At 74.9% G+C, this 19,072-nt stretch carries 24 protein-coding genes; 16 read left to right on the plus strand and 8 right to left on the minus strand.

What is annotated here, in order from left to right; all coding sequences use genetic code 11:
* The first annotated feature begins 235 nt into the window (after positions 1–235).
* Positions 236–595: a hypothetical protein gene (locus EUS26_RS16210; protein WP_238149039.1), complete on the plus strand. Its 360-nt coding sequence runs from the start codon at positions 236–238 to the stop codon at positions 593–595.
* A 548-nt stretch (positions 596–1,143) separates the two neighbouring features.
* Here the strand turns inward: EUS26_RS16210 and EUS26_RS16215 are convergent.
* The gene (locus tag EUS26_RS16215) at positions 1,144–1,380 is read right to left on the minus strand and encodes a hypothetical protein (protein ID WP_130014872.1); all 237 of its coding nucleotides are present in this window, start codon (positions 1,378–1,380) and stop codon (positions 1,144–1,146) included.
* 10 nt (positions 1,381–1,390) lie between these two features.
* The gene (locus EUS26_RS16220) at positions 1,391–2,128 is read right to left on the minus strand and encodes a CofC family guanylyltransferase (RefSeq protein ID WP_130014873.1); all 738 of its coding nucleotides are present in this window, start codon (positions 2,126–2,128) and stop codon (positions 1,391–1,393) included.
* A 37-nt stretch (positions 2,129–2,165) separates the two neighbouring features.
* On the opposite strand from EUS26_RS16220, the gene EUS26_RS16225 reads away from it, so the two are divergent.
* From EUS26_RS16225 to EUS26_RS16235, 3 genes are read left to right on the plus strand one after another with little or no spacing between them, the layout of a single operon-like run.
* On the plus strand, positions 2,166–2,900 hold the full coding sequence (locus tag EUS26_RS16225) for a lysophospholipid acyltransferase family protein (protein WP_130014874.1): 735 nt from the start codon (positions 2,166–2,168) through the stop codon (positions 2,898–2,900).
* Positions 2,897–3,898 (plus strand): NAD(P)H-dependent glycerol-3-phosphate dehydrogenase, encoded by a 1,002-nt coding sequence (locus EUS26_RS16230; RefSeq protein ID WP_130014875.1) that lies wholly within the window; start codon positions 2,897–2,899, stop codon positions 3,896–3,898. The genes EUS26_RS16225 and EUS26_RS16230 overlap by 4 nt, the downstream gene beginning before the upstream one ends.
* A gap of 55 nt (positions 3,899–3,953) precedes the next feature.
* Entirely contained in the window at positions 3,954–5,087 is a 1,134-nt protein-coding gene (locus tag EUS26_RS16235; protein WP_130014876.1) for a D-alanine--D-alanine ligase family protein, read from the plus strand.
* A 51-nt stretch (positions 5,088–5,138) separates the two neighbouring features.
* Here the strand turns inward: EUS26_RS16235 and EUS26_RS16240 are convergent, their stop codons facing one another.
* Both EUS26_RS16240 and EUS26_RS16245 read right to left on the minus strand, forming a co-directional pair.
* Positions 5,139–5,618 (minus strand): DUF3515 family protein, encoded by a 480-nt coding sequence (locus EUS26_RS16240; RefSeq protein WP_238149040.1) that lies wholly within the window; start codon positions 5,616–5,618, stop codon positions 5,139–5,141.
* Positions 5,597–5,830: an Lrp/AsnC family transcriptional regulator gene (locus tag EUS26_RS16245; protein WP_130014877.1), complete on the minus strand. Its 234-nt coding sequence runs from the start codon at positions 5,828–5,830 to the stop codon at positions 5,597–5,599. Before EUS26_RS16245 ends, EUS26_RS16240 begins: the two co-directional genes overlap by 22 nt.
* A gap of 45 nt (positions 5,831–5,875) precedes the next feature.
* Here EUS26_RS16245 and EUS26_RS16250 point away from each other — a divergent pair, with 45 nt between their 5' ends.
* Positions 5,876–6,898 (plus strand): thiamine-phosphate kinase, encoded by a 1,023-nt coding sequence (locus EUS26_RS16250; protein ID WP_130014878.1) that lies wholly within the window; start codon positions 5,876–5,878, stop codon positions 6,896–6,898.
* On the opposite strand, the gene EUS26_RS16255 is transcribed toward EUS26_RS16250, so the two are convergent.
* Positions 6,886–7,302, minus strand: coding sequence for a hypothetical protein (locus EUS26_RS16255; RefSeq protein WP_130014879.1), 417 nt, complete (start codon positions 7,300–7,302; stop codon positions 6,886–6,888). The two genes, EUS26_RS16250 and EUS26_RS16255, sit on opposite strands and share 13 nt — an antisense overlap.
* Before the next feature lie 198 nt (positions 7,303–7,500).
* Positions 7,501–7,686, minus strand: a complete 186-nt coding sequence (gene rpmB, locus EUS26_RS16260; RefSeq protein WP_083519004.1) for a 50S ribosomal protein L28 — start codon at positions 7,684–7,686, stop codon at positions 7,501–7,503.
* A gap of 256 nt (positions 7,687–7,942) precedes the next feature.
* Between rpmB and EUS26_RS16265 the strand changes: the two genes are divergently transcribed.
* The 9 genes from EUS26_RS16265 (at position 7,943) to mutM (ending at position 16,204) form a co-directional block, all read left to right on the plus strand.
* Positions 7,943–9,619: a DAK2 domain-containing protein gene (locus EUS26_RS16265; protein WP_130014880.1), complete on the plus strand. Its 1,677-nt coding sequence runs from the start codon at positions 7,943–7,945 to the stop codon at positions 9,617–9,619.
* Positions 9,619–11,916 (plus strand): ATP-dependent DNA helicase RecG, encoded by a 2,298-nt coding sequence (locus tag EUS26_RS16270; RefSeq protein WP_130014881.1) that lies wholly within the window; start codon positions 9,619–9,621, stop codon positions 11,914–11,916. Before EUS26_RS16265 ends, EUS26_RS16270 begins: the two co-directional genes overlap by 1 nt.
* Positions 11,917–11,920: 4 nt before the next feature.
* Positions 11,921–12,490, plus strand: coding sequence for a 16S rRNA (guanine(966)-N(2))-methyltransferase RsmD (gene rsmD, locus EUS26_RS16275; protein WP_130014882.1), 570 nt, complete (start codon positions 11,921–11,923; stop codon positions 12,488–12,490).
* Between the two features lie 25 nt (positions 12,491–12,515).
* Positions 12,516–13,058 carry a hemerythrin domain-containing protein gene (locus EUS26_RS16280; RefSeq protein WP_130014883.1) on the plus strand — a complete coding sequence of 181 codons (543 nt, stop codon included), beginning with the start codon at positions 12,516–12,518 and terminating at the stop codon, positions 13,056–13,058.
* Between the two features lie 37 nt (positions 13,059–13,095).
* The gene (gene coaD, locus EUS26_RS16285) at positions 13,096–13,578 is read left to right on the plus strand and encodes a pantetheine-phosphate adenylyltransferase (protein WP_130014884.1); all 483 of its coding nucleotides are present in this window, start codon (positions 13,096–13,098) and stop codon (positions 13,576–13,578) included.
* A 117-nt stretch (positions 13,579–13,695) separates the two neighbouring features.
* Positions 13,696–14,298, plus strand: coding sequence for a YceD family protein (locus EUS26_RS16290; RefSeq protein ID WP_130014885.1), 603 nt, complete (start codon positions 13,696–13,698; stop codon positions 14,296–14,298).
* Between the two features lies 1 nt (position 14,299).
* Positions 14,300–14,494 (plus strand): 50S ribosomal protein L32, encoded by a 195-nt coding sequence (gene rpmF, locus EUS26_RS16295; protein WP_130014886.1) that lies wholly within the window; start codon positions 14,300–14,302, stop codon positions 14,492–14,494.
* An 11-nt stretch (positions 14,495–14,505) separates the two neighbouring features.
* Positions 14,506–15,258 carry a ribonuclease III gene (rnc, locus tag EUS26_RS16300; RefSeq protein ID WP_130014887.1) on the plus strand — a complete coding sequence of 251 codons (753 nt, stop codon included), beginning with the start codon at positions 14,506–14,508 and terminating at the stop codon, positions 15,256–15,258.
* A 7-nt stretch (positions 15,259–15,265) separates the two neighbouring features.
* Entirely contained in the window at positions 15,266–16,204 is a 939-nt protein-coding gene (mutM, locus tag EUS26_RS16305) for a bifunctional DNA-formamidopyrimidine glycosylase/DNA-(apurinic or apyrimidinic site) lyase (RefSeq protein ID WP_130014888.1), read from the plus strand.
* A 4-nt stretch (positions 16,205–16,208) separates the two neighbouring features.
* Here mutM and EUS26_RS16310 read toward each other — a convergent pair whose 3' ends face one another.
* Both EUS26_RS16310 and EUS26_RS16315 read right to left on the minus strand, forming a co-directional pair.
* Complete coding sequence (locus tag EUS26_RS16310; RefSeq protein ID WP_130014889.1) at positions 16,209–16,496, minus strand: hypothetical protein; 288 nt, start codon at positions 16,494–16,496, stop codon at positions 16,209–16,211.
* 17 nt (positions 16,497–16,513) lie between these two features.
* Positions 16,514–17,548 (minus strand): Gfo/Idh/MocA family protein, encoded by a 1,035-nt coding sequence (locus tag EUS26_RS16315; RefSeq protein WP_130014890.1) that lies wholly within the window; start codon positions 17,546–17,548, stop codon positions 16,514–16,516.
* Between the two features lie 23 nt (positions 17,549–17,571).
* On the opposite strand from EUS26_RS16315, the gene EUS26_RS16320 reads away from it, so the two are divergent.
* Together EUS26_RS16320 and EUS26_RS16325 are read left to right on the plus strand one after the other, a co-directional pair.
* Positions 17,572–17,853 carry an acylphosphatase gene (locus tag EUS26_RS16320; RefSeq protein WP_130014891.1) on the plus strand — a complete coding sequence of 94 codons (282 nt, stop codon included), beginning with the start codon at positions 17,572–17,574 and terminating at the stop codon, positions 17,851–17,853.
* 88 nt (positions 17,854–17,941) lie between these two features.
* Positions 17,942–19,072 (plus strand): chromosome segregation SMC family protein (locus EUS26_RS16325; protein WP_165368657.1); only part of this gene is annotated, 1,131 nt, incomplete at its 3' end.

Below are 19,072 nucleotides of genomic sequence, written 5' to 3' on the forward strand. Positions count from 1 at the left end.
GGTGGGTGGGGGGGGTGGTGGGGGGGGGGGGTGGGGGGCGGAGGAGTGGGGAGTGGGGGGGGGGGGGGGGGGGGGGGGGGGGCGGGGGGGGGGGGGGGAGGATGCGGGTGGGTGGTTGTGGGGGGGGGGGGGGCTGGGGGGGGGGTGGAAGGGGGGGGGGGGCAGGGGGCAGCGGCGGGCGACCTCCGGCACCCCGTCCAGCGTGCGCAAGGAGCCGCCCAGCGACGCGGCCCCCGTGGACGTCGAGTCTGGCCCCGCGGCGCCGGCCGCCGGTGGCCGGGTCTTCGCCGGGGGCGAGGACATCACCGCAGGCATGATCTCGGCCAAGAAGGCCGAGCTCGCGCGGGTGAAGAACGACCAGGTCGCCACCAAGGACAAGAAGAAGGGCAAGAAGAAGAAGGACGAGGGGACGTCGGGGCAGAAGCCAGCGGCGACGTCGGCCCCGTCTCCGGGCGAGGGCGCTACGAAGGGTGCGGGCAAGAAGGGCACGAAGGACAAGAACGGCAAGAAGGACAAGAACGGCCAGAAGGACAAGGGCGCCAAGAAGGACAAGGACGGCAAGAAGAAGAGCAAGAGCGGGAAGAACAAGGGCTGAGCCACCCGACCGAGCGCCGCGAATGGTTGCCTCCTGTCCGACCGAGCGCCGCGAATGGTTGTCTCCTGTCCGACCGAGCGCCGCGAATGGTTGCCTCCTGACCGACCGGGCGCCGCGAATGGTTGTCTCCTGACCGACAGTCACGGACGACTGGCCACCCACCCTTCGCGGCGCCCGGTGAGGCTCGGGCCAACCATTGGCGGCGCCCGGTGAGGCTCGGGCCAACCATTCGCGGCGCCCGGTGAGGCTCGGGCCAACCATTGGCGGCGCCCGGTGAGGCTCGGGCCAACCATTGGCGGCGCCCGGTGAGGCTCGGGCCAACCATTGGCGGCGCCCGGTGAGGCTCGGGCCAACCCTTGGCGGCGCCCGGTGAGGCTCGGGCCAACCCTTCGCGGCGCCCGGTGAGGCTCGGGCCAACCCTTCGCGGCGCCCGGTGAGGCTCAGGGCAACCATTCGCGGCGCCCGGTGAGGCTCGGGCCAACCATTCGCGGCGCCCGGTGGGGAGAGGGAGCGAGGGTGGGGGGGTGGGGGAGGGGCCGGGAGCCGGCTCAGGTGATGGTCTCGCCCTCGCCGATGCCGACGATCCACACCCGCGAGACCGTGGCGCCCCGGGTCTCGGGGTCCGCACCGTCGGCCACCTCGATGCTCACCCGCTGGCCCAGCCGCAGGTGCCGCAGGCCGCTGGCCTCGACGGCCGAGGCCGGGAACGGGAGCACGCGGCCGGTGTCGAGGAGGACCTCGCCCGTGCGCTCCTCCAGGTCGTAGGTGTGCACGGTCGCCTGCATGGCTCCCACTCTAGGCCGACGACCCCTCGGCGTCGGGAGGGGTGAGCAGCCGCGCGGTCCGGGCCCCGGTACCCAGGCGTATGGCGTCGCGCAGGTCGGCGGTCGTGTCCACGTCCCGGCGCAGGCGGGGGAGGTCGAGCCCCAGGACCTCGGCGGTGCGGGCGTGCCGGGCGGCGCTGCCCCGGCCGAACAGGGGGGCCGGCGCCGCGTCGCGGGCCGTGAGCAGCACGGTGCCCGTGCCCTCGGCGTCGGGGACCACCGCCCGCTCGTGCCGGGCGCAGATGTCGAGGGCGGCCAGCAGGTCCTCGGGCCGCAGGCACGGGAGGTCGCCGAGCAGCACGCCGACCCCCCACGCGCCGTCCGGCGTCGCGGCCACCTCCGCAGGGCGGGCCGGCGCCCGGCCCGCCCGGTCGACGCGCGGGGCTCGGTCGGCACCGCCCTGGGCGGCGACCTCCAGCCCGGCACCGATCGCGGCGTTCAGCCCGCCTCCGGGGTCGCCCACGACCCGGGCGCCCAGCCCCGCCGCCAGCTCCGCGCCGACCGGGTCCGAGGTCACCACGACGACATCGGCCGGCGGGAGGGCGCGGCATACCGCGTCGAGGGTGTCTGCCGCGATGGCCCGGGCCAGGTCCACCCTGTCCACCCCCTCGGGGGCGACGAGCCGCGTCTTGGCCCGCTCGGCGCGCTGGACGGGCACCACCAGCCGCCACGTGGTCGCGGGCCGGGGCGTGCGAGGGGTCGGGGTCACCGGTCGATCCTCGCGACCCGGGGTCCCGGATGCAAAGATGACCGTCGTGAGACGCCAGCCCAGCCGCTACGACCTGCCCTGGTCCTACCACGCCGTGATCGCCACCGTGCGGCCGCTGCTGCAGGCGGGGACCCGACGCGACTGGGCCGGCGGCGAGCACCTGCCCCGTGAGGGCGGCTTCATCGTGGCGGGCAACCACTACTCCGAGGTGGACCCGCTCACCCTGGCGCACTACCTCGTCGACCACGGGCACCCGCCGTTCTACCTGGCCAAGTCCTCGCTCTTCGAGGTGCCGCTGCTGGGCCGCGCCCTCACCCATCTCGAGCAGGTGCCGGTCTACCGCGCCAGCTCACGGGCCCGCGACGCCCTCGTCGCCGCCCGCGACGCCCTGGCGGAGGGGCGCTGCATCGTCATCATGCCGGAGGGCACCCTGACCCGGGACCCGGACCTGTGGCCCATGCGCGCCAAGCCAGGGGTCGGCCGTCTGGCGCTCACCTCGGGTGCGCCGGTCGTGCCGGTGGCCCAGTGGGGTGCCCAGCGCCTCCTCGGCCGCTACGCCCGCCGCCCGGGCAACCTGCTCGCCCGCCCCGTGCAGCAGGTCCTGGCCGGTCCGCCGGTCGACCTGTCCGACCTGCGGGACCGGGCCGAGGACCCCCGGGCGCACACCGAGGCCACCACGCGCATCATGGCCGCGGTCACGGCCCAGCTGGCGACGCTGCGCGGGGAGACCCCGCCCGAGCATCCGCACGAGCACCGGGAGACGGGCCGGTGACCCGCGCCGCGATCTTCGGTGCGGGGAGCTGGGGGACCGCGTTCGCGCAGATCCTCGCGGACGCGGGCGCCGAGCGGGTGACGCTGTGGGCGCGCCGGCCGGAGGTGGCCCGCCACCTGCGGGAGGAGCGCCGCAACCCCGACTACCTGCCCGAGCTCGAGCTCGGTGACGTCGTCACCGCCACCGACGACCCGCGGGAGGCGGCGGACGGTGCCGACCTCGTGGTGCTCGCCGTCCCCAGCCAGAGCCTCCAGGACAACCTGGACGCGTGGGGCGCGCACCTGCCGGCCGGGGCGCCGGTGGTCTCGCTCATGAAGGGCATCGAGCTCGGCACCGGACGGCGGATGAGCGAGGTCATCGCGGGCAGCGGTGTCGACGAGCACCGCATCGTCGTCGTCACCGGCCCCAACCTCAGCCGCGAGATCGCCGCCCGGCAACCGGCGGCGAGCGTGGTCGCCGCCACCGACCACGGCACCGCCGACCGGGTCGCGGACGCGGTCATGACGGCCTACTTCCGCCCCTACACGCAGACGGACGTCGTGGGCGCCGAGCTGGGGGGCGCGGTGAAGAACGTCATCGCCCTCGCGGTCGGGATGGCCGAGGGGCTCGGCTACGGCGACAACACCAAGTCGAGCCTCATCACCCGCGGGCTCGCCGAGACCGCCCGCCTCGGCCAGGCGCTCGGCGCGGATTCGGCGACCCTCATGGGGCTGGCCGGGGTCGGTGACCTGATCGCGACCTGCATGTCGCCGCTGTCCCGCAACCACCGGGTGGGCGTGGCCCTGGGCCAGGGCCGGACCGTCGAGGAGATCCTCGCCGTGCCGCACCAGACCGCGGAAGGCGTCAAGTCGTGCCGCAGCGTCGTCGAGCTCGGTGCCCGGCACGGGGTCGACATGCCCATCTGCCAGGGCGTGACCGCGGTGGTGGACGGGGCGATCACCCCGGAGCGGCTCACCGGCGAGCTCATGACCCGGGCCCGCAAGCACGAGCGTCACTGACCGGCGTGCGCGTCCTGCGCCGACCGTCACGCCGTTGTGGCTAGGCTCGACGCCGATGGACACCGCTACCCCGCCCGCCCCCGACGCCCTCCGCCGCGTGGCCCTGGTCTTCGGCGGCCGTTCCGACGAGCACGCGATCTCGTGCGCCACCGCCGCCAGCGTCCTGCGGGCCCTCGACCGGGAGCGGTATGCCGTGGTGCCGGTCGGCATCACCCGTGAGGGCCACTGGGTGCTCGTGGACGACGACCCCGAGGCCCTCGACATCCGGGACGGCCGGCTGCCCTCGGTCACCGACACCGGCCGACGGGTCATCGTGCCGCTGGGCGGCGTCGAGCACGAGTGGTCCTGGGTCGACGACGCCGGAGAGGTGCACCCCATCGGGGAGGTCGACGTCGTCTTCCCGCTCCTGCACGGACCCTTCGGCGAGGACGGCACCATCCAGGGGCTGCTGGAACTGGCCGACCTGCCCTACGTCGGGTGCGGGGTGATGGCGTCGGCCGCGATGATGGACAAGCACGTGATGAAGGTGCTCTTCGCCTCGGCGGGGCTCCCGGTCGGCCCCTACACGGTCATCACCGACCGGCAGTGGCGCCGTGACCGGGCCGCGGCGCTGGACGCCGCCTCCGGCCTGCGGTTCCCCGTCTTCGTCAAGCCGGCCCGCGCCGGGTCCTCGGTCGGCGTCGTCAAGGTCGAGCGGCCCGAGGACCTCGAGGTGGCCGTCGACAAGGCCCGGGACCACGACCCGAAGGTGCTGGTCGAGCAGGGCATCGAGGGCCGGGAGATCGAGTGCGGCGTCCTCGGTGGGCGTGGCTCGGAGCCCCCGAGGATCAGCGAGTGCGGGGAGATCGTGGTCTCCGGCGCCCACGACTTCTACGACTTCGAGGCGAAGTACCTCGACGAGGCCAGCGTGCAGATCACGGCGCCCGCCGACCTGCCCGACCACATCCGCGACGAGATCCACCGGGTCGCCGCGGTCGCCTTCGAGGTGGCCGACGCCGAGGGGCTCTCCCGGGTCGACTGCTTCGTCACCCCGCGCGGCGAGGTGGTGCTCAACGAGATCAACACCATGCCCGGATTCACGCCCTACTCGATGTACCCCCAGGCGTGGGCCGCGTCGGGCATGAGCTACCCCGAGCTGGTGGACGAGCTCATCACGCTCGCGCTGGAGCGCCCCCTCGGGCTGCGCTGAGGCCGGCTCGCGCCGGGGCCACCCCCGGCGCCGTCCGGCGCCGCGACGTCCTCACCGCTGCGCGGAGGAGCACTCGCCGAGGGTCTGCGGGACGGCCTCGGCAGCGGCGCCGAAGGGCGGCAGCAGCAACGGGTGGCTGTCGTAGGCGGCCGGCACCAGCACCTCGAGGGCCGGGTCCCGGCCGAAGGTGGTGAACATGGTGCCGCCGTCGTCGAGCGGGGTGGCCACCCAGTCCACGCCGTTGACGTCGATGCACGGGTCCGTGGTGGGGCCGGGGGGCGCCTTGCCGCAGCGCGCGACGATGGGCGGGTCGCCCCATGCGGCGACGCCCTCGGACTGCACCGCGGTGACCCGGGCCTCGTAGGGGCCGACGGTGCTCGGCCAGAACCGGGCGACCTGCTGGCAGGGCTCGGAGTCGGCGGCGTCGAAGGGCACGGCGCGCACCGGGTCGTCCCCGCAGCCGGTGAGCGTCAGCGTCAGGGCAGCCGCGGCCGCCGGCAGCGCGCGCCTCAGAGCTCGACGACGGTGCACGTCGTGGTGCGGGTGATGCCCGGGACCTCCAGGACACCGGCGATGACCCCACGACCCAGCTCGGCCACGGTGGGCGCCTGCACGACGACGATCACGTCGTAGGGCCCGGCGACGTCCTCCGCGCTCACCACCCCCGCGAGCTCCCGGATCGTGCGCGTGACCTGTGCCGACGCGCCGACCTGGGTCTGGACGAGCATGTATGCCTTGACCACGGGCTTCCTCCTCCGGCTGGGTAGGTGGGAGGCTACCGTGCGGGGGTGGACGCGAGCGAGGACGGTGCAGGGGTGCCTGAGGGCGGGGGCGCGGCCGGTGGACCGGTGCTGGGCGAGGTGGGGGAGCGGGGCGTGCTGGCCGAGGTCTTCGCCGCCCTGGCCGACCAGCCCGGCGACGGCGTCCTCGTCGGGCCGGGTGACGACACGGCATACCTCAGGGCGGCGCGCGGGGCGGTCCTGGCGACGACGGACACCATGGTCCTGGGGCAGGACTGGCGCGACGACTGGTCGACGCCGCAGGACGTCGGGGTCAAGGTCACCACCCAGAACCTCGCCGACATCGCCTCGATGGGGGGTCGGGGGACCGGTCTGCTCGTCACGCTCGCGGCGCACCGCCGGCTGCCGGTGGCGTGGGCGCGGGGCCTGGCGGAGGGTATGGCGTGGGCCGCGCGGCGCAGCGGCGTGCCGGTCGTCGGGGGCGACCTGAGCGCGGCCCCGGACGGCGTGGTCATGGTGGGTGTCACGGCGCTGGGCGAGCTGCCCGAGGGGGTGGAGCGCCCGGTGCTGCGTGACGGGGCGCGTCCGGGTGACGTGCTCGCCGTCTCGGGGCCGCTGGGCCGCTCGGGAGCCGGGCTCGCGCAGCTGCTGGAGGGATGGCGCGAGGGGCCGTGGGTTGACTACCACCGGCGTCCGTGGACCGACCTGTGGCAGGGGCCGCGGGCGGCACGGGCCGGGGCGACCTCGATGATCGACGTGTCCGACGGTCTGGTCCGGGACGCCGACCGCGTGGCCCGGGCGAGCGACGTCCGGATCGACCTGCGGCCCGGGGTCGTGGACGAGCTCGCCGCGGCCCTCGACGGGGTGCCGCCCGCGGAGGCCCGGCGGGCCGTGCTCGGCGAAGGGGAGGAGCACGTGCTGCTCGCCACCTTCTCGCCCGGTGCCGTACCGCACGGGTGGGACGTCCTGGGCGACGTCGTGGCATCGGCCGCGAGCGCGCCGCCGGGGGTGTGGCTCGGACCGGACCGCCTCGACCCCGCCCAGGGGGGCTGGGACCACTACGGCGGCTGAGGGGCGGCGTCGCGGTGCGGCGCTCGCTCGGGGCCGGGCGACGCCTGCCGCCCGGCGAGGAGGTGCAGCACGCCGCCGCCGATGAGGGAGCTCACCACGACCCACAGGGGGAAGGCGAAGACGAAGAGCCCGAGAGAGTCGCCGGGCACCGGCCACACCCCCACGAGGACCGCGGTGGAGACGAGCACCAGGATCGGCACCGCCATGGCCGCGGCGACCAGCGCACCGGCGGGGCCCCACCGCAGGACGCTGCGCCACCAGACCGCGCCGACCAGCAGCCCCAGGACGAGCAGGAGTGCGCGGTGGGCCAGGGCCGAACCCGGGTCACCGAGCAGCGTGAACGGGGCCAGGAGGACGAGCACGACGAGGACCGTCGTGAGGGTGAGGCGTCGGTCGGACCGCATCGTGGGAACCCTTCGCCGGCTCTGGTCTCGGAGTGCCGCGAGAGTACCACCGGCACCGGGGGCCGTCGCGCCGCGACGCGGTGCCGCAGACCGACGGCGGGCGTGCTCCCGCAGGGCTGAGCCGGGCGGGCCCCCGGACGACGGAGCCGGCGGCACCCTGGTGGGTGCCGCCGGCTCACGTACCTGCCGAGGGGGAGGTCAGCGGGTGACCTTGCCCGCCTTCAGGCAGGAGGTGCAGACGTTGAGTCGCTTCGAGGTGCCGCCGATGGTGGTGCGCACGCGCTGGATGTTGGGGTTCCAACGGCGCTTCGTGCGGCGGTGCGAGTGCGAGATGCTGTGACCGAAGCTCGGTCCCTTGGCGCAGACGTCGCAAGTGGCAGCCACGGTGTTCTCCTGAAGGTCGTCCGGTGAGAGGTCGAGGTCCCGCGGCGTCGGGGCGCGCAGGCAACCGGAACAGCGTACCGGACGGCGCTCGCGGCACCCAAATCATGGCGTATGCGCGTCCGGTCGGCGCTGCGCACGCGTCCGGACGGCGCTGAGCGGACGTCCTGTGCGGCCTGTGCGGACGTCCTGTGCGGCCTGGGCGCGCGTCCGGTGCGGGGCGGCGGGGGCGGTCGGTGGCGGGCACTAGGTTGGGGGCGTGCCCGCTGCAGCCCTCGACCTCGTGACCGCCCGCCGGTGGGCGATGACGGCGCGGCTGTCGCTGGCGGGGGCCCGCGAGCAGATCGACGCCCTCAACGTCTTCCCCGTGGCCGACGGCGACACCGGCACCAACATGCTCCTCACCCTCGACGGCGCGCTGGAGCACGTCCGGGTGCAGGTGGAGCTCGGCGCCGGCGCCGGGGGGCTGCGCGACGGGCTGCACCTCATCGCCCGGGGGATGCTGCTGGCCGCACGGGGCAACTCCGGGGTCATCCTCGCCCAGCTCGCCCGCGGGCTGGCCGACGCGGTCGGTCCCGACGTCGAGGCGGTCGGCCCCGGGGAGGTCGCCGCCGCCTTCGAGCAGGCGGCGCGCAGCGCCTGGGACGCCCTGGCCGCCCCGGTGGAGGGCACCATCCTCACCGTGGCCCGCGCCGCCGCGCGGGGCGCGCGCACCGCGGTCGAGGCCGCTGAGGGTGACGTCGCGCAGGTCGTCGCGGCCGCGCTGCACGAGGCGCAGGAGGCGCTCGCACGGACCCCGGAGCAGCTGGCCGAGCTGCGGGACGCCGGGGTCGTCGATGCCGGGGGAGCGGGGCTGGTGCTCGTCGTCGAGGCCCTGCACACCGTGCTGCTGGGCCTGCCGGCCGGCTCAGACGGGGAGGTGCCGGACTGGTGGTCCAGCGGGGCCGGACGAGCCTCCGACCCGGCCCCGCAGGACGACGGCGAGGGGGCCGTGGAGGTGATGTTCCTCCTCACCGGCAGCGACCCCGAGCGCGCGGAGCGGCTGCGGTCCCACCTCGCCCACGTGGGCGACTCGGTCGTCGTGGCCGGGGGGCCGCACGACTACCAGGTGCACGTCCACCTGGACGACCCGTCCGCCGCGCTCGAGGCGGGCGGTCTCGCCGGCGTCGTCGGCGAGGTCCGTCACACGTCGCTGTCGGGTGCCGCCGACGACGCGGGGCCGGCTGACCCCGGCGGTGCACCGGCCGCGGGCCGGGGCACCCTGCCGAGCGGCCTGCAGGTCGTGAGCTGCGCCCTCGGCCACGGGGTGGAGGAGCTCATGATGTCGGCGGGCGCGGTCCTCGTGCCGAGCGGGCCGCGGCACCGTGCGTCGGCGGGCCAGCTGCTGGCCGCGATCCGGGCCTGCGAGTCCGAGGGCGTGCTCGTGCTGCCCAACGACGAGGACATGGTGATGGTGGCCCGCGCCGCGGCCGCCGAGGCGCGGCGGGAGGGGCTGGCCGTCCAGGTCGTGCCCACCCGCACCCTGCTCGAGGGCCTGGCGGCGCTGGCCGTGCTGGACCCGGACGGCCGCCTCGAGGGGGTGGCCGGCGCCATGGGTGAGGCCGCCACCTCGGTGCACGGTGGTGCGGTCACCCGGGCCGACCGAGGCGCGGACACCCCGGTCGGGCCGTGCCGCCCGGGCCAGTGGCTCGGCATCGTCGACCACGGCATCGTCGCCGTCGCGGACGACCCGGCGCCGGTGACCGAGGTGGTCCTGTCCACCCTGTGGCACCCCGGCGTCGAGCTCGTCACCGTCCTGCTCGGGGAGGGCAGCGACGCGCCCCTGCGCGCCGAGCTGGACACCCAGCTGGCCGCGCGCACGGCCGGCAGCGACGTGGAGCTGACCGTCGTGGACGGGGGCCAGCCGACCTATACCGCGCTGATCGGGGTCGAGTGATGGCGGTCCCGCGCCTGCGCGCCGTGGCCGACGGCGACCTCGACCCGCTGGACATCGGCCTGCGGGACGTCGTGGGGACCAGCGCCCGGACCCTCGAGAAGGCCCGCGGCATCACCACCGTGGGGCAGCTGCTGGACTGGCTCCCGCGGACCTACCTCGACCCCAGCCGGCCGACCGCCTTCCGCGACCTCCCGCACGGCGAGGACGTCGTGGTGGTGGGGACGGTCCGGGCCGCCACCACGCACCAGATGCGCAACCGTCGCGGGCGCCGGCTCGTGGTGCAGGTCGAGGACGACACCGGCGGCACCATCGAGCTCACCTTCTTCAAGCCCTTCGGCCACCAGGACCGGCTCCGGCCCGGGGTGCGCGTGGTGTGCTCGGGCCAGGTGGGGGTGTGGCGCGAGACCCTGCAGCTGACGCACCCCGACTACGCCACGCTGGGCGAGGACGGGGAGGGCGGGGCGCAGTGGCTGCTGGACGGCCTCGTGCCCGTCTACACCGCGACCAAGGGCCTGTCCCCGATCGTCCACGGCCAGTGCCTGGAGCTGGTCTTCCACCACCTCGACCAGCTGCCCGACCCGGTGCCGCAGCAGGTGCGCGAGGAGGTCGGCCTCCCCGGCCTGCTCGAGGCCTACCGGTTGGTGCACCGGCCCCGGACGCAGGCCGAGCAGCGGCGCGGCCGGTGGCGGCTGAAGTTCACCGAGGCGTTTACCGTGCAGGCCCAGCTGGCCCAGGTGCGGCGCTCGGCCACCGCGGTCCCGGCGCGCCCCCGCGTGCCCGCCGAGGACGGCGGCCTCGGCGCCCAGCTGCGGCGCCGGCTGCCCTTCGCGCTCACCGAGGGGCAGGAGGGCGTGCTCACCGAGCTGCTCGACGACCTGGGTCGCGACGTCCCCATGCACCGGCTGCTCCAGGGGGAGGTCGGCTCCGGCAAGACGGTGCTGGCCCTGCTCGCGATGCTGGCGGTCGTCGACTCCGGGGGTCAGGCCGCGCTGCTGGCGCCCACCGAGGTGCTCGCCGCCCAGCACCACCGGTCGATGACGGGCCTGCTGGGGCCGATCGCGGAGGCAGGGCTGCTGGGCGGGCTGGCCGAGGGCACCCGCGTCGCCCTGCTCACGGGGAGCCAGTCCGCGGCGGAGCGGCGCGCGTCGCTGCTCGCGGCGGCCTCCGGGGAGGCCGGCATCGTGGTCGGCACCCACGCCCTCATCCAGCAGCACGTGCAGTTCGCCGAGCTGGCCATGGTCGTCGTCGACGAGCAGCACCGCTTCGGCGTCGAGCAGCGTGACGCGCTGCGTTCGAAGGCGCCGGAAGGCACCGCCCCGCACGTGCTCGTCATGACCGCGACCCCCATCCCGCGGACCGTGGCGATGACGGTCTACGGCGACATGGAGATCTCCACCCTGCGCGAGCTGCCCGGCGGGCGTCGCCCGATCAGCAGCTACGTCGTCGACGGCCAGCGCCCCGACTGGGTGCGCCGCACGTGGGAGCGGGTCGCCGAGGAGGTCCGGGGCGGGGGCCAGGTGTATGTCGTGTGCCCGCGCATCGGTGACGCCGACGACCCGGACCTGCCGGGCACGGGCACCGCCGGCCCGGGGCTGCCCACCGGAGCCGCGGCGCCGGACGCCACCGGAGACGACGGGGCCGACCTGCTCACCGGGCTCGTCGACACCGGGACGGCCACGCCCGCCCTGCACGGTGTCCACCAGGTGGCCCGGTGCCTGCGTGGGCTCCCCGCGACCCTTGACCTCGCGATCGAGGTGCTCCACGGCCGCATGGGGGCCGAGGAGAAGGACGCCGTCATGCTGGCCTTCGCCGCGGGCCGCGTGGACGTGCTCGTCTCGACGACGGTCGTGGAGGTCGGCGTCGACGTCCCGAACGCCACGACGATGGTGCTCCTGGACGCCGACCGCTTCGGCATCTCCCAGCTGCACCAGCTGCGTGGCCGGGTCGGCCGGGGTGGCAAGCCCGGCCTGGCCCTGCTGCTCACCCAGGGGGAGGGGGTGGACCCGGCGGCCGTCGAGCGGCTGGAGCAGGTGGCCGCCACCACCGACGGCTTCGAGCTGGCCCGGCTGGACCTCGAGAGCCGCCGCGAGGGCGACGTGCTGGGGGCCAGCCAGAGCGGCGGCCGCAGCGGGCTGCGCTTCCTGCGCCTCGCCCGCGACGAGGACCTCATCGTCCAGGCCCACGAGGCGGCGTGGCGCACCGTCGAGGCCGACCCCGAGCTGCAGCGGCACCCGGCGCTCGCCCGCGCCCTCACCCGGCTGGACGCCGCCCGCGCGGCCTTCCTGGAGCGGGGATGAGACGGTGACCCGCATCATCGCCGGGACCGCCGGCGGGCGCAGCCTGCAGACCCCTCGCGGGGCGTCCACGCGCCCCACGACCGACCGGGTCCGCGAGGCCGTCTTCTCCCGCATCGAGTCGCTCCTCGACCTCGACGGGTGCGCGGTCCTCGACCTCTACGCCGGGTCCGGCGCGCTGGGGCTGGAGGCGGTCTCCCGCGGGGCGGAGCGGTTGCTGGCGGTGGAGCGCCACCGGGCGACCGCGCGGCTCGTCGAGCGCAACGCCGTCGACCTGGGCCTCCAGGGGGTGGAGGTGGTGACCGGCTCGGTGGTCCCCGTGCTGGCGGCGGGACCGGCCGGCCGGTCCTACCACCTGGCCCTGCTGGACCCGCCCTACCCGGTGGCGGAGACCGAGCTCGCCGAGGTGCTGGCCGCGCTCGTCCCCTGGCTCGACCCGGACGGCCTGGTCGTCGTCGAGCGCAGCGCGCGCTCGCCGAGGCCGGCGTGGCCACCCGGCCTCGTGCACCTCGACACCCGACGCTACGGCGAGACCGCCGTGCACCTGGCCGAGCCGGTCACCCCGACGAGCACGTGAGCCGACGGTTTGCCAGGATCGGACCATGACGTCCTACACCATCCCCCGCCCCGTCTCCGGCGATGTCGTCGACCTCATCCTGGCCGACCACCGACTGTTCGAGGAGCTCATGCGCGAGCTGCGCGACAGCAGCTCCGACCGCGAGGCCGCCCGGGCCGCCTTCGCCGCCGTGCTCGTCGCGCACGGTGAGGCCGAGGAGCAGAAGGTCTACCCCCGGCTGCGGCGCAAGGAGGCGATCGACGCCCACGAGGCCGAGCACGGCGAGGAGGAGCACGCCGAGATCAACCGGGCGCTGCTCGCGCTGCTGGAGTGCGCCGGCACCGACACCCAGAAGTTCGACGACGCCGTCGAGGAGATGAACGAGGTGCTGCAGCACCACCTCACCGAGGAGGAGCTCACCATCCTCAACCCGGCCCGCGACGAGGTGTCCGACCAGGACCGCGCCGACCTCGGTGCCGCCTTCCTCGAGATCCGTGGTGAGCACCTGGACCGGGGCGTCACCGTCGACCAGGTGCGCGAGCTGGTGCAGCAGGCCGAGAAGGACGGCCTGCTCGACGACGAGGAGTGACCCCGGACGGGTGCCGGGCGGCCAGTAGGCTCCCCGCATGACCACCCGACGCTGCGTGTGCCCCGGATCCTTCGACCCGGTGACCCTGGGTCACGTCGACATCGTCGCCCGGGCTGCGGCGCTCTACGACGAGGTCGTCGTCGCGGTGATGCACAACCCGGCCAAGCAGGGCACCTTCCCGGTCCGGCAGCGTCTGGAGCTGGTCCGGGAGTCGCTGCCGGAGCAGGCGGCCGGCGTGGTGCGGGTGGAGGCGTATGCCGAGCGCCTGCTCGTCGACGTCTGCCAGGAGGTCGGGGCGCAGGCCGTCGTCAAGGGCCTGCGCGGCGGCACCGACTTCACCTACGAGCTGCCGATGGCCCTGATGAACCGGCACCTCACCGGGGTCGAGACGGTCTTCCTGCCCGGGGACCCGGCGCTGGAGCACGTGTCGAGCTCGCTGGTCAAGGAGGTGCACCGGCTGGGTGGTGACGTCTCCGCGCTGGTCCCCGCACCGGTGCTGGCGGCGCTGGGGCAGATTTGAGCCCCGGCCACCCGCTCCGGTAGTCTGACGAGTCGGTTTGTGTCCTTTCCCGCCTCCGCGCCACGGATGAGGGCCGAACCCCGATCAGCAGGTCAGACACACGTGAGGGACTTCAGCATGGCTGCCCAGCAGACGGAACGCGCCTGGGTGTTCGACACCCGGGAGCTGGTCCGTCGGCCCGGCACGATGCGCGAGGTGTCGCGTGAGGTGACCACGACGGAGCCCCTGGGCACCGACGTCATCGCGATCCCCGCCGGCGCGCCGGTGCAGGTGGAGCTGCGACTGGAGTCGGTGGTCGAGGGGATCCTCGCGACGGGGGAGGCCCGAGCCACGGCGGTCGGCGAGTGCGTGCGCTGCCTGGACGAGATCGTCGACGAGATCGACGTCCCGTTCCAGGAGCTGTACGCCTACCCGGACCGGGCGGCGCACCACCAGCAGGTGGCGGGCCGGTCGGCGAGCGAGAAGGACGCGAGCACCGACGAGGACGAGCAGCGGGTCCTCGACGACGACCTGATGGACCTCGAAGAGGTCATCCGGGACGCCGTCGTGACCACCCTGCCCTTCCAACCGGTGTGCCGGGACGACTGTCCGGGTCTGTGCTCCCTGTGCGGGGCCCGACTGGCGGACGACCCGGAGCACGAGCACGACGTGATCGACCCCCGGTGGTCGGCGCTGGCCTCCCTGGCCACGCCGGCCGACGACGACGAGAAGAGGACCTGACGTGGCCGTTCCCAAGCGGAAGATGTCCCGTTCCAACACCCGGCACCGCCGTTCGCAGTGGAAGGCCGCCCCCATCGCGCTGACCACCTGCCCGCAGTGCCAGGCCGTGGCGACCCCGCACCAGGCGTGCCCGTCCTGCGGATCCTACGGTGGTCGGCACTACGCCGCCGCCGAGCGCACCGAGCACCAGGCCTGAGCCGGAGCCGCATGCGCCCCGTCGCGGAGCTCAACGACTACCTCGCCGAGGTCGTCGGTGAGCGCTGCGACGAGGCGCTGCTGCTGCGTTCCCTGACGCACCGGTCGTTCTCCTACGAGCACGACGGTCAGCCGCACAACGAGCGGCTGGAGTTCCTCGGGGACTCCGTGCTGGGCATCGTGGTCACCGACACGCTCTACCGCACCCATCCGGACCTGTCCGAGGGGCAGCTGGCCAAGCTGCGTGCCGCGGTGGTCAACTCCCGCGCGCTCGCCGAGGTCGCCCGCACCATCGACCTCGGCGACTTCGTGCTGCTCGGCAAGGGCGAGGAGGGGACCGGGGGTCGCGACAAGGACTCGATCCTGGCCGACACCACCGAGGCCGTCATCGGCTGCCTCTACGTCTCGTTGGGCCTGCCCCAGGCGGACGCCTTCATCCACCACGTCCTCGACCCGGTGATGGCGCGCAGCGCCGACCTGGGGGCGGGCCTGGACTGGAAGACGAGCCTGCAGGAGGTCGCGTCCGCCGCCGAGCTGGGTCCCCCCGAGTACGTCCTGGACGCCGAGGGTCCCGACCACGACAAGACCTTCACCGCCCGGGCCGTCGTCGGCGGGGAGGTCGTCGGCACCGGGGTGGGCCGGTCCAAGAAGCTCGCCGAGCAGCAGGCGGCCGAGCAGGGGTGGCAGCTCATGACCGCCCGCGCGGCCGAGGTGGTCGCGACCAGCCCGACCGTCGACCCGGCGCCCGACGCCGGCACCGACTGAGGTCGTCGTGCCCGAGCTCCCCGAGGTCGAGGTCGTCCGTCGAGGGCTCGCCCAGCACGTCGTGGGGCGGCGTGTCGTCGCCGCCGACCTGTCGGGCCAGCGGGTGGCCCGGCGGCACGACGGCGGGCCCGTCGACCTCGCTACGCGGGTGCGGCAGTCCGAGGTCCTGGCGGCCGACCGCCGGGGGAAGTACCTCTGGCTGGTCCTCGACGCCCCCGACGACGACCCGCACGCCCTCGTCATGCACCTGGGGATGAGCGGGCAGCTGCTCGTCGAGCCGGCGGACGCACCGCGCGAGAAGCACCTGCACGCCACCCTCGACTTCGACGACGACGGGCCGCAGCTGCGGTTCGTCGACCAGCGCACCTTCGGCGGCCTGGCCCTCACCCCGCTCCTGCCGGACCCGCACCAGCGGGCCCACCACGGTGACGCCGACCACGGTCACGGCGGTGGGCCCGGACGGGGACACGTGCACGGCATACCCGAGCCGGTGGCGCACATCGCGCCGGACCCGCTGGAGGACGCCTTCGACCGGCCACGCGTCATCCGCACGATGAAGTCCAAGAACGTGGCCGTCAAGCGGCTGCTGCTGGACCAGGGGGTGGTCAGCGGCATCGGCAACATCTACGCCGACGAGGCCCTCTGGCGCGCCGGGGTGCACGGACGGCGACCCGCCTCGGCGCTGACCCGACCGGCGATCGGTCGGCTGCTGGACCACGCCGCCGAGGTCATGCGCGAGGCGCTGGCACAGGGCGGGACGAGCTTCGACGCGCTCTACGTCAACGTCAACGGGGCGAGCGGCTACTTCGACCGGTCCCTGGACGCCTACGGCCAGACCGGCCGGCCGTGCGCGCGCTGCGGCAGCGCCATCCGGCGCGAGGAGTTCATGAACCGCAGCTCGCACTTCTGCCCGCGCTGCCAGACCGTGCCCCGCGTGCGCGCCTGAGCGCTCACCGGTCGGGCGGCGGGTCCTCGGGGTCCGGTGGCGGGGGCGGCACCGGCCCCTCCGGCTCGTCACCCGCACGACGGCCCTCGACCTCCTCGCGCGCGAGGTTCTGCCGCCGCAGGCGTTCCTGCCCGGCGTCGGAGAAGACGCGCAGACCGCGGCCCATCAGGTCGGCGACGTGCACGGGGGTCCACCGGCGCAGCGGCAGCCGTTGCCACCGGGGCGTGGCCGTCTGGCCGATGGCGACGAGGATCACGCACCCGACGGCGAGGAAGAGGAGCAGCTGGGTCATCGCGGGGTCATCCTGCCTCAGGTGTGCAGGGGGGCGTCCTCCTGGGGGTAGCGCACCCCCAGCTCGCGCCGGGCGCTCTCCAGGATGGTCATGATGGCGACGGTGTCGGCGTGCGGGGCCAACGGGGACTCCAGCAGTCCCTCGCGCAGGCACCGGTGCACCTCCTCGACCTGGTGCTGGTAGCCGCGCCGGTCCCCCTCGACCCGCTCCTCGTCCTCGCCGCGGCGCAGCGTGAACGAGGTGGGGTTGTTGATCGGGCCGTGCAGGGTGATCGAGCCCTCGGTGCCCCGGACGACCGTCTCGGTGGTGCCGTGCGACCGCGAGTCCGTCAGCACCTGGACGACGGCGCCTCCCTCCGTCATCCACTGCAGCGCGACGAGGGCGTCGGCGCCGGTGGGGACCGTCGACCCCAGGACGTGCAGGTGGGTGGGGTGGCCGACGAGCAGGTGGGCCAGGGTGACCGGGTAGATGCCGAGGTCGAGCAGCGCCCCGCCGCCGTTGGCGAGGTCGAAGAGGCGGTGGGTCTCGTCGTAGGCGAACGGCACGGGGAAGGCGGCGTGGAAGCTGCGGACGTCACCGACCTCCCCTGCGCGCACCCGGTCCAGGACGTCGAGCACGACCGGCTGGAACCGCATCCACATGGCCTCCACCGCGAGCACCCCGGCGGCGCGGGCCGCCTCGAAGACCTCCTCGGTGTCACGGACGGTGAGCGTCGTCGGCTTCTCGACGAGGACGTGCTTGCCCGCGGCGATGCAGGCCAGCGCCTGGTCGCGGTGGAACGGGTGGGTGGAGGAGATGTAGACGACGTCGACCTCGGGGTCCTGCATCAGCTCCTCGTAGCCGCCGTAGGAGCGGGGGATGCCGTACTCCTCGGCGAAGGACCGGGCCCGTCCGCCGTCGCGGGCGGCGACCGCGACCACCTCGCCGCCGTCCACCGCGGCGATCGCCTCGGCGAGGGCGTGCGCGATGCCACCCGCCGCGAGAAGGCCCCACCGGACCGGGCGGTCGTGGACGGGGGGGTAGGCGGGGGCGCTCGAGGGTGGCTGCTGCATACCCCCACCGTAGTCTCGGAGGTATGGAGCGCGCGCTGATCTTCGTCCGTGGTCGGGTCCAGGGGGTGGGGTTCCGCTGGTGGACGCGGGCCCGGGCGCTCGAGCTCGGGCTCGTCGGCCACGCCATGAACCTGCCGGACGGCCGGGTCGAGGTCAGCGCCCAGGGCGAGCGGTCGGCGATCGACACGCTCGTGGACCTGCTGGGCGAGGACCCGTCCACGCGCAGCCGGCCCGGCCGGGTCGACGGCGTGGTGGTGCAGCGGCACCCGGCCCGCGAGGGGACCACCGGGTTCGTCGAGCGCTGAGCCGCCGCGCGGCGGCGCGGTCACGGCATACCCGGCAGGTATGTTGGCGATCGAGCCGTCCCGGGAGCCGAGAGCGAAGAGCAGGTCGATGTACGTCAAGAGCCTCACCCTCAAGGGCTTCAAGTCGTTCGCCTCGGCGACGACGATGCGCCTCGAGCCGGGCATCACGTGCATCGTCGGGCCCAACGGCTCGGGCAAGTCCAACGTCGTCGACGCGCTCGCCTGGGTCATGGGGGAGCAGGGCGCCAAGAGCCTGCGCGGCGGCAAGATGGAGGACGTCATCTTCGCCGGGACCTCCGGGCGCCAGCCGCTGGGGAGGGCCGAGGTGTCGCTGACCATCGACAACACCGACGGGGCGCTGCCGATCGACTACACCGAGGTGACGATCACCCGCACGATGTTCCGCACCGGGGGGTCGGAGTACGCCATCAACGGCACCTCGTGCCGGCTGCTCGACGTGCAGGAGCTGCTCTCCGACTCCGGCATCGGGCGGGAGATGCACGTCATCGTCGGCCAGGGGCAGCTCGACCAGGTGCTGCGGGCGACGCCGGAGGAGCGTCGCGGCTTCATCGAGGAGGCCGCCGGGGTGCTCAAGCACCGCAAGCGCAAGGAGCGGGCGCTGCGCAAGCTGGAGACGATGGAGGGCAACCTCACCCGGCTCGCCGACCTGACCTCCGAGATCCGGCGCCAGCTGGGACCGCTCGGCCGGCAGGCGGAGACCGCGCGGCGGGCCGCCACCATCCAGGCGGAGGTGCGGGACGCCCGGCTGCGGATCCTCGCCGACGACCTCGTGCAGCTCACCAGCGCGCTCGAGCAGGAGATGGCCGACGAGCGGGCGCTCGTCGAGCAGCGCACGGCCGTGCAGGAGGCGGCCAGGGCCGCCGACGCCCAGGTCGCCGCGCTCGAGCAGGAGCGGGCCGCGGCGGCGCCGGCGCTCACCGAGGTGCAGGACCGGTGGTACTCCCTGTCCTCGCTGCTCGAGCGGGTGCGCGCGCTGGGGGACCTGGCCGCCGAGCGGGTCCGGCTGCTCGGCGCCGAGGAGGAGGAGGACCTGGCCGCCGAGGAGAGCGGCCGGTCGCGGCGCGGCCGCGACCCCCAGGAGCTGCGCGCGCAGGCCGCCCGGGTGCGCCAGGAGGAGGCCGACCTGCAGGCGCGGGTCGCCGAGCTCGCGCAGGCGCTGGCCGACGCGGAGGCCGCGCGCGCCGGCGCCGAGCAGGCG

This window comes from Serinicoccus sediminis (assembly GCF_004153545.1).
GTDB classification, from domain to species: domain Bacteria; phylum Actinomycetota; class Actinomycetes; order Actinomycetales; family Dermatophilaceae; genus Ornithinicoccus; species Ornithinicoccus sediminis_A.

Bases quoted from the DNA above. Each gene is read 5' to 3' on its own strand.
- EUS26_RS16215 (WP_130014872.1), bottom strand. From the start codon at position 1,380: ATGCAGGCGACCGTGCACACCTACGACCTGGAGGAGCGCACGGGCGAG.
- EUS26_RS16225 (WP_130014874.1), top strand. From the start codon at position 2,166: ATGACCGTCGTGAGACGCCAGCCCAGCCGCTACGACCTGCCCTGGTCC.
- EUS26_RS16235 (WP_130014876.1), top strand. From the start codon at position 3,954: ATGGACACCGCTACCCCGCCCGCCCCCGACGCCCTCCGCCGCGTGGCC.
- EUS26_RS16255 (WP_130014879.1), bottom strand. From the start codon at position 7,302: ATGCGGTCCGACCGACGCCTCACCCTCACGACGGTCCTCGTCGTGCTC.
- EUS26_RS16270 (WP_130014881.1), top strand. From the start codon at position 9,619: ATGGCGGTCCCGCGCCTGCGCGCCGTGGCCGACGGCGACCTCGACCCG.
- EUS26_RS16280 (WP_130014883.1), top strand. From the start codon at position 12,516: ATGACGTCCTACACCATCCCCCGCCCCGTCTCCGGCGATGTCGTCGAC.
- coaD (WP_130014884.1), top strand. From the start codon at position 13,096: ATGACCACCCGACGCTGCGTGTGCCCCGGATCCTTCGACCCGGTGACC.
- EUS26_RS16290 (WP_130014885.1), top strand. From the start codon at position 13,696: ATGGCTGCCCAGCAGACGGAACGCGCCTGGGTGTTCGACACCCGGGAG.
- rnc (WP_130014887.1), top strand. From the start codon at position 14,506: ATGCGCCCCGTCGCGGAGCTCAACGACTACCTCGCCGAGGTCGTCGGT.
- EUS26_RS16310 (WP_130014889.1), bottom strand. From the start codon at position 16,496: ATGACCCAGCTGCTCCTCTTCCTCGCCGTCGGGTGCGTGATCCTCGTC.
- EUS26_RS16315 (WP_130014890.1), bottom strand. From the start codon at position 17,548: ATGCAGCAGCCACCCTCGAGCGCCCCCGCCTACCCCCCCGTCCACGAC.
- EUS26_RS16320 (WP_130014891.1), top strand. From the start codon at position 17,572: ATGGAGCGCGCGCTGATCTTCGTCCGTGGTCGGGTCCAGGGGGTGGGG.